The sequence below is a fragment of the Shewanella algicola genome, from assembly GCF_014648035.1.
Lineage (GTDB): Bacteria > Pseudomonadota > Gammaproteobacteria > Enterobacterales > Shewanellaceae > Shewanella > Shewanella algicola.
In genome coordinates this window covers 1-7,129 of the sequence record NZ_BMQI01000088.1, presented here as the reverse complement: position 1 = coordinate 7,129, position 7,129 = coordinate 1, and the positions used below count along the sequence as shown (strand labels likewise).

The 7,129-nt window shown below is 39.4% G+C and carries 4 protein-coding genes and 1 pseudogene; 4 read left to right on the top strand and 1 reads right to left on the bottom strand.

Annotated features, from left to right (window positions below):
- Together IEY42_RS21160 and traN are read left to right on the top strand one after the other, a co-directional pair.
- On the top strand, nucleotides 1–691 hold a 691-nt coding region (locus IEY42_RS21160), incomplete at its 5' end, for a TraU family protein (protein WP_188927178.1).
- 22 nt (nucleotides 692–713) lie between these two features.
- A complete protein-coding gene (gene traN / locus IEY42_RS21155) occupies nucleotides 714–4,127 on the top strand; it encodes a conjugal transfer protein TraN (RefSeq protein WP_188927177.1) in 3,414 nt (1,137 codons plus the stop codon).
- A gap of 44 nt (nucleotides 4,128–4,171) precedes the next feature.
- Here traN and IEY42_RS21150 read toward each other — a convergent pair whose 3' ends face one another.
- On the bottom strand, nucleotides 4,172–5,023 hold the full coding sequence (locus tag IEY42_RS21150) for a hypothetical protein (RefSeq protein ID WP_188927176.1): 852 nt from the start codon (nucleotides 5,021–5,023) through the stop codon (nucleotides 4,172–4,174).
- Between the two features lie 260 nt (nucleotides 5,024–5,283).
- Between IEY42_RS21150 and IEY42_RS21145 the strand changes: the two genes are divergently transcribed.
- Together IEY42_RS21145 and IEY42_RS21140 are read left to right on the top strand one after the other, a co-directional pair.
- A complete protein-coding gene (locus tag IEY42_RS21145; RefSeq protein WP_188927175.1) occupies nucleotides 5,284–5,871 on the top strand; it encodes a hypothetical protein in 588 nt (195 codons plus the stop codon).
- A 614-nt stretch (nucleotides 5,872–6,485) separates the two neighbouring features.
- Nucleotides 6,486–6,902: pseudogene (locus tag IEY42_RS21140) on the top strand (transposase domain-containing protein); the annotation flags it as partial.
- Nucleotides 6,903–7,129 lie beyond the last annotated feature (227 nt).

Below are 7,129 nucleotides of genomic sequence, written 5' to 3'. Positions count from 1 at the left end.
CCAGAGAACAAAAAAGAAGCAGCTTAACAGCTTAGGCGACAACTACCTTGAAAAACGCCGTTACTTTGCTTTCCCACTAATGGAAATGCTTGAAATTCTGTATATCGATTGTCATCAAGATGGATATATGGATTTAGATTTAATGTATTTATCGGAAGTCGATCCAACATGGAACAACGACTTACTTGCCCTAATGTTATCACCAGAAGCGATTTTATTTGCCACGCCACTTGCTCAGCCTTGGTGTGCTTCAGATTGTGCTTTAATCTCGGCCGATGCTGCGCCTGAGTCAACGTTTGGCTGCGCTGGATGTGATGGCCACTTGTACCCGTTTACAGGCAATATAAAAGGGCAAACTGATAACGTAGCTCAATCAAGTTTAATCGCTCAAAGAATGATTAGCTCACTTCATCGAAAAGGACTAGCAAAGAAAACAATGGGTGAGAATAATGTTTGCGAGGCTCAATATGCAGCATTTACACCGAGATCCCAATACAAGTTCAGCATGATTTACCCAAGAGCAGAGGCTTCTGCTGAGACCGGGACAGGGAGTTGTTGTCATCCAATGGGGCAATCAACAAATTTATGGTGCTTACCTGCTGGTGGACGAATGAGGCCAGGCATGGAAGATGCGGTTTATATGCTTTGGCAATTCAAAGAGTGTTGCCTGACATTGGGTACTGGTGACTAATATGGAACAGGCAGGATCAACATTGTGGCAAAAATTATGTGTTTATTTCACATCAATTTGCATGCTGGGTGGAAGCCTTCATTGGGCGTTTTTCTTTACATTAACAGCACAAGTGGTTTCGTTTGATGTATATGCGCTAGATGAACTAAAAGAAGAGTTAGATGCTAAATATCAATTAGATACGCCGCAGAATGTTGATGGGACTGATTTGTACCAGAAAATATTGGACAACAAAGATAAAGGGCCAGAACAAAATCCCACGCTTGAAATTGATATTTTAAATAGATCTGCAGGGGCAGGAACTTCTGTTGACACTTCACAATATGATGACATCGATTTTCATCAGGAGTTTGAGAAATACATGGATCAAGGTGTGACTGGGACTCAACCAAAAGCGCCGACCATGACCGATGGAAATATTGACGTTGAGTATTACGAAAAAGCTGGCGTAAAACTATCAAGGGATGATAACGATAATCTTATTTATACCACTGTGCCTGAGTCAGAAAGAGGCGCAAAGATAACCAGCATTAAAAGCAGTGAAGTTTTTACCAATCAACAAACACGAAGTGATGAGGAGTTTAATGCTCCAAGTAATTATGGTGATGAAGAAGCATATATCGACGACTTAAAAGTTCAGTATGAGAAAGCATCCGATGGCAAAACCATGAATAGTGAAGCTTATCGGGCAATTATGCAGAGTAACGTCGATAATCCTGCGCCAAAAATCTCGCATGATGCGTACTTTTTTGCAGAAACAAACCAAGCTATCAGTGATGCTCAGAACGGTGAGGGCATTTGGGCACAATCTTGTGTCGATGAAACCGTGACTGAGACAACTCAAAAACAAATACCCGTTTGGGAACAAAAAATCTGTCAACGTCCAAATCATCAGAATTTCGATTTTTGCGAGGTCACAAGAGAGTTAGAGCTAAACCCCGAATATGAAGAAGGTGTGACGCCAAGATATATTGAAAGTTATGTTCAATATCCTGAAGGTTGCGCAGATAAAGTTGGTTGGAAGCCCCTGTGTCCAGAAGATACAACCTGTATATACGATGCTGACCCCGATATTGATAATGAAACATCTTTATTATCGACAAAATCGATGCTGGCAACACAAAGTGCATCAGCAGCCAAATCGATGCTAACAACACAAACGCTATCAGCGACACCTACTTCTGCGTCATCATCGGCGTCAAATGATGCTAGTGATTCAATTGAGCAACGCTTGATCCAAGTAGACCGTATTCAAGGAGAATCGCATACAGCTCATCCTTCATGGCGTCCCGGACCTGGTTATGTGAAAGAAATGGAAGGTATTGAGTGGATGGCTATTTCTTGTAGTGAATTTAACAGTAGTACCTCCACTTGTCTTATGGAAAAAATTCCATGTGAAAAACAAACTGGTATCGGCAATGCTTTTGAATATAGTGATAACGTCACTTATGTTACTGAAACCGAAGAGTATTTCCAGAAAAAAAGCTTAGAGTCGGGAGAGCTTTATGGCGTTGAATATGTCATTGAAAAAGATGAGGTGATTTATACGCTATCGGAATGCGAATTTAACAACTATGCACATGGTTTATTTAGCTACTCTTGTACAGCGACGCCAAGAGTTAGTGAGTTGTGTCAGAGCAATGTTTGTCCGAGCATTCCTGCCTGTCCGACCTATATTCCAGAAGCAGAATTTACGCCGTTTTGCTCATTTAGTGAGTGGGAAATCATTGAACAAGGCACGAATCAGTATTCTCAAGATTTGATTACTCGATTACCTAAAATGTTTGAGACCGATCCCAATCCAGCAACATTATACGGTGGTGATAATGAAGGAGAAGGGCAGTATCATGTTGCCACATGGAAAATTAATGCAAAAAATTACAGTTGTGACCCATTAAAAGGCAATGATTATTGTACGCAAGTGTTAAACCCCACAACACTAGAATATGAAGAGCAATGCTATAGCTATTCAGAGTTTAAAGATTTAGAAGGATCTTGTGGCCAGTATGAATCAAATGACCGTTGTGAGAAAACAGGCGATAGCTGTGGTGAAGGTTGGTACGATGAGGTGAATGACATTTGTTATATGTATACCGATACATATCAATGTGATGTGTCAACGCCTTTTGAAACAACCAAAACAACAACCTCTAACGTTTGTGCTGGTATGTTGCCTTGTATGGGTAACGGTTGTGCCTATGGTGAAGAAGAAACGAGTGATGATTTCGAAAAAGCCGTTTTGATGGGTTCAATTGCGCAAACGGTAGATGATGATTCAACTTGTGCATCAGAAGATCCCGATACCTGTGAAATATTTCCCGGTGAATCAGAATATTGCTCATGGGAAGTGAGTGGATTGGGTAATAACTGCTGTGAAGCGCCTGAAGGAGTTAATTACCTTGAACTAGCGGCACTTGGTTACAAAATGATGCAAACAGAAACCTTTAAAAATGTCTCATCGACTTTATCTGGGGGAGTAACGGACCAAATAGGGGGGTTATATACTGATTTTTCGAGCATGTTAGTGGATGGCTGGAACTCAGGTGCGACGGCCGTCGTAGACTTTACCAGTTCAATCATGGGTGACCCCGACTTTATGCAAGGTGTCTCAGAAACGGTTCAATTAGGTGGAAGCACGGCTGAAGAAGCGGTAAGCGGGATCATGCATACAATGCAACAACAGGTGTACAGTTTTCTCAATAATGCTTTACCTGAAGAGTTAGCAGGTATGTTATTTCAAGAGGCCACAGACAAAATGGTAGAGGACAACCTCGCAAATGTTGGTGATACCGTATTGAGTGACGGTGCATCCCAATTTATGAGTATTATCAGCTTTGTGGGAATGCTTTACACTATTTATAATATGGTGAAATTATTAGCAAATTTATTGACTCAATGTGATGACAATGAATCAGATGTTGGTGTTAAATTAGCACAAAAACAATGCTTTGCGGTGGGTAAGAAGTATTGTGCTAAAAAGGTCTTGGGTGTGTGTTATGTTCGGCGTCAAGATTGGTGTTGTTATTCTTCAATGTTGTCTAGGATAATTGCAGATCAAGGTTCCAAGCAATTAGGGAAAGACATGTCAAGTTGCCCTGGATTCACGATTGAGGAATTTGGCCGAATCGATTTCGACCAACTCGACCTGTCAGAATGGCTATCAACAATGTATGAAGCCGACATTTTATCCACTTCTGGATACGATATAGACCGTTTAACTGGCTCAGGTCGGATGGTTGGTAATTTATCTTGTGAAGGCTCAGACGACCCTGATTGTGAAGACATGGAACGTAAGAATGCTAACGAAAGGGCGGTTGATCAATTTGATACTGATGTGAGTAATACTACAAATGAGTTAAAAGAAACGTTTGACCCTGAACAGATAGATTGCTCTGTCTATCCAAGGCCATTGATTTGCGAAATGAAAGGGAATTAATATTAAATGCAGAGATAAGATAATCTTATCTCTGCATCGTTAAGCTAACGTAGCGATACGCCGTATTGCTTATTGGTCCAAGGGTCAATCTCCATGAGTTTATCAATACTAAAACTCTCGACGCCTTTTACAAATGGGTAAATACGTTGTGTATTTGATACGAACGGAAACTGTGTACGACTTCTCACAACAGGAGAAAATACATAATATTTTTTATCAAGGTCGAGGAACAATGATGTTGCAAAATAAAAAGTCTCGTAGCCAATCACAGCATATAAACCTTTTTCTCCATTCGGGGTTCTGGTCGCATACTTTAAAAGCTGTGGTTGAGAGTGACGAATAAATGAACATAGTTCTTTTGGTTCAAACCCCATAATGAGTCTATACTTCTTGCAGTCATCCCCTTTAAATTCCAAATTAATATCATCATCAGAATCAACCAACGACTTAACAAAAGTCAGCTTGCGATTAGCTATGGCCGTGTCAATTAATTCTTTGTCAATCTGATCAAATACCGCTTGAATATTGCCTTTCTGTTTCACTGGATAATAAACAATACCGTAAAAAGTGCGAAATACACTGTCATTTGGTTGAGTACCCAAGATGCTTAAAAGGCCACCGCCTAGACCACCTCCAAAAGCTGCTCCAATAATCCCATTGGCTGCGTAATCTAAACTGTTTGGAGTATTATCTCCATTGGTAGGCATCTCAGTATCACGCAGCCCACCATGTTCCCCTAAACTCCCTTCAACCACGTTCATGGCAAAACTTGCGTCAGGGTCATAAATGAAATCATCATTAGATTGAGGCGTATATGGGTCAGTAGAGGCACATCCCGCTAAGAGTAGGCTTGCTACCATGCTAATTGCGAATAGTTTTTTGTTGAGCGTTTTCATCAATTCAGTCCTTACCTTTATTTGTTATGTGTAGGTTATCATCACTTAAAAATCAGACAACCGAGGCAATCACAAACAATCACATCCGGTTTTCCAGTGTTACAGAAGATTTGTGAAGGATAGTAGCAGAATTAAAATCAACAGAATGCATTTCAGCGTCCGAAACGGCACCTGAAACAGAGTAGTAAACTCTTTTTGATTGATATGATAATTGCGTTGCGTAAAGCAGTTTGATTTTTCATTTAACACAAAGGTTTGCAATGAATACAATAAACGACTTTTTTTTTGGCCAGATTGATAATTCAAATACTTTAAGGATGCCACTATCTCCTGTTGTAGCCAAAGGAAACCTGGTGACCCCTAAGTATTTTACTTACCAACTGAATAGATTACTTAAAACACATAACAATCATGTCATCCTATATTGTGATACCAGTTCTCCAGCATTTCCAGAACTGATGAGTATGCTCCCTCATGAAGAAATTGGATTGATAGAAATTTATGCTAAAACCGACGTGAATGAAATGATGAACGCAACCCTAGCGTGCGATATCTTTCTGGAAAATGGTGTTGTATCAGTAGTACCTCATTGGTGTGCATACAAAGAGATTAGATCGCGAGAGATAGTATCAACGCTTTTGGTGCCATTAATTAAAAATAACGCATACAATAAGTCATTCATCAGAGAGGGTGGCAAAAAATACATGTTACCGAGAGAAAACAATGAGTTGTTAAATAAGATTTTTTCTCTTTCTCGTTACCCACATGCGGGGCTGAATTTAGATATAACTGAATGCATAAATAGTTTAAATATCGCTAAAGAAGAATGTGATATAAATCTGGATTGATTCAACGTTAACCCTTTAAATAGAAGCGTCAATCAAACGGAGTTGAATTGATGCTTCAATATCAAAACGGAAGGAGAAAATCGTGGATTTAATTCAATGGTACGAGTGGTGTGAACAAGAGTGGGGAAAACCACTCGTGATACATCCTCAAGGGTACTGTCGCTGAGCCCATACATTGACATAAAATGTACCCATAGTTTGACATCAAAATGACTTTTGTAGTTTTATGAAAAAACTATTTTGTTTTATATCAGATTGTTACTCAGTTATTAACCCATACTTTGACAAATTCAACAAAACCACAAGCATTAATACGATTAAAGTTCATCACTTGTATTGGTTTAACCGCAAGTTTGTGATCTGTACTGACTCGTTTCTGCCCCAAAGTTTGACAGAACCAAAGCACTATTTAACAGTGCTTACCTTCGTTTTCCATACAAAAGCTAATTGATATTGCCCTTAAACAAAGATCAATATTTACTGGCTAGATTGCTTAATCTAATGAGTTGATTTTATATACAGTTATATCGCGTTTTGGCTTAATTTAAATCAAACAACCCAATAAGTAAGTCTAAGGTAGTAAGCTGTTCCTGCTTAGCTTGAAATAATACTTTTTGAGCATCATTCTCTTGCTGCAACTGCAAGCAAAAGAGCGTGCACAATCAGAAGAAATTGCTGAGCTTAAAACGACAGTTCAGCTGCTGATTGAACAACTCAATCTCAGCAAATCAAAACGTTTTTCATCACAAAGTGAAAAGGTAGCCAAAGGCACGTTTAACGAAGCTGAGCAGCAACATGCGTTGCCCAAAGTAAATAAGAGCAAGGCTAAAACAGGCAGAAAACCATTACCTGAAGCGCTTGAGCGTGAAGTTTATCTGCACGAACTCAGTGCCCCTTGTTGTGAATGTTGCCAAACACCCCTTCATGAATGCGGTAAAGAAGTCAGCGAAGAGCTCAAAATCATTCCACAGAAAGTCAGCGTTATCCGTCATGAGCGAACCAAATACACGTGTCGTCAATGTGAAAAAACGTAAGCGCTCAATGGATATGAATTATGGATTGCCCTTCAAGTATTCAGCTTAGATAGCTATTCACGTCCAACATAAACTTCGCAGTCGATAAAAACACGATTGAACAACCTATTATTTATTTTATCTAAAAAAATTGTTGGCTGTTGATAACTTTTAAGAATAGTACATAGACAGGATCTTTAGCGATAACGCTATATTTTAGGTAGAAAAAAGGCCTTATTTATGAT

Excerpts from the sequence above, each read along its gene's own strand:
- IEY42_RS21145 (WP_188927175.1), top strand. The coding sequence starts at position 5,284 with ATGAATACAATAAACGACTTTTTTTTTGGCCAGATTGATAATTCAAAT.
- IEY42_RS21150 (WP_188927176.1), bottom strand. The coding sequence starts at position 5,023 with ATGAAAACGCTCAACAAAAAACTATTCGCAATTAGCATGGTAGCAAGC.